The sequence below is a fragment of the Pseudomonas sp. AM4(2022) genome, from assembly GCF_036346515.1.
In the GTDB taxonomy this organism is placed as follows: Bacteria; Pseudomonadota; Gammaproteobacteria; order Pseudomonadales; family Pseudomonadaceae; genus Aquipseudomonas; species Aquipseudomonas paracarnis.
Map to the genome: position 1 here is coordinate 1 of NZ_JAOTNW010000056.1, position 1,333 is coordinate 1,333.

The 1,333-nt window shown below is 52.3% G+C and carries 1 protein-coding gene and 1 pseudogene; both read right to left on the minus strand.

Annotated features, from left to right (window positions below; genetic code table 11):
* Positions 1–32: 32 nt before the first annotated feature.
* A pseudogene (locus tag ODQ19_RS27915) lies at positions 33–875 on the minus strand (IS3 family transposase); the annotation flags it as partial.
* Positions 854–1,324: a transposase gene (locus ODQ19_RS27920; RefSeq protein ID WP_330211827.1), complete on the minus strand. Its 471-nt coding sequence runs from the start codon at positions 1,322–1,324 to the stop codon at positions 854–856. The gene ODQ19_RS27920 and the pseudogene ODQ19_RS27915, both read right to left, overlap by 22 nt.
* Positions 1,325–1,333: the final 9 nt, after the last annotated feature.

The following is a 1,333-nucleotide window of genomic DNA, read 5'->3' on the forward strand; positions in this document are numbered from 1 at the left end:
TGAACTGCCCCCCAAAAGTTGGACAGGAGACGCTATTGATTTAGTGCCTGGGTCCGAAACTGTACCGGACTCAAGCCATTCAGTCTGAGGCTTATGCGGTCTTGGTTGTAGTAGGTGATGTAATCCTCTAAGCCTGATGCCAGTTGCTCCACACTCTCAAATGATTCCAGATAGAAAAACTCGCTCTTGAGCGTGCCGAAAAAGCTCTCCATGGCGGCATTGTCCAAGCAATTACCCTTGCGCGACATGCTCTGCTCGATGCTCTTTTCGGCCAGCATGTGTCGGTAGGTAGGCTGCCTGTACTGCCAACCCTGGTCAGAGTGCAGTATCGGCTTGTCACCTTGATTCAGTCGCCCGAAGGCTTTTTCCAGCATCGTCGAAACCATCCTGAATTCGGGACGTCGGTTGACCTGGTAAGCCAGGATCTCGCCGTTGTACAAATCCATGAGAGGCGAGAGAAACAGCTTTTGCCCCTTCACCTTGAACTCCGTCACGTCGGTTGCCCATTTCTGGTTAGGGGCTTGTGCCTTAAATTCGCGCTTTAGTAGATCAGGCGCAACAAGCCCTTCAGCACCTCGGTAAGAGCGATATTTTTTCACTTTGACCAGCGACTTGAGGCCTATCATCTGCATCAGCCGATACACCTTTTTGTGATTGATCAACTCACCACTGTTTCCAAGGGTCGCGGTGATGCGGCGGTAGCCGTAACGCCCCTTATGCCCGTGATAGACGCTGCGGATGCGATCTTTAAGGCCTGCATGCTTGTCGGTTAGCAGTGTTTTACTTTGGTAATAGAAGGTGCTGCGTGCAAGTGCCGCAGCACGTAGCAACAGAGCAAGTGGATGCTCATGCCTCAATCCTTGGACGGCCTGCGTTTTTTTGGCTGCGCAGTAAGGGGATCCGCTTGGATTAAGGCATCGAGCTTTTTTAGATAGGCATTCTCCGCGCGCAGATAAGCCAGTTCTGCGAGCATTTGTGCAGGGGTCAGTTCTGCGTCCGCAGGAAGAGCAGGACTTGCTTTGGGTTGCCTGGAAGGTTTGCGGGGCATGCTGGACTCTTTAAGACGATGCGGTTGTAGTGCTTCTGCACCGCCTTCATCGTACAGCTTTCGCCACTGCCTGATACTACTTGGACCACGGATATCAAACCGTATACAGGCCTGGTGGTCCGACAGTCCGTCTTGTTTGATGCACTGCAAAACCTTCAATTTAAACTGGGCATCGTAATGGCTGTACTTGGCAATCAAGCCAGAGGCGCCGTGCTTTTCAAAACCCTTGACCCAGCGACGAAGCAGCGATGGACTCAAGCCATGCTTGAGGGCCACCTCATGAAC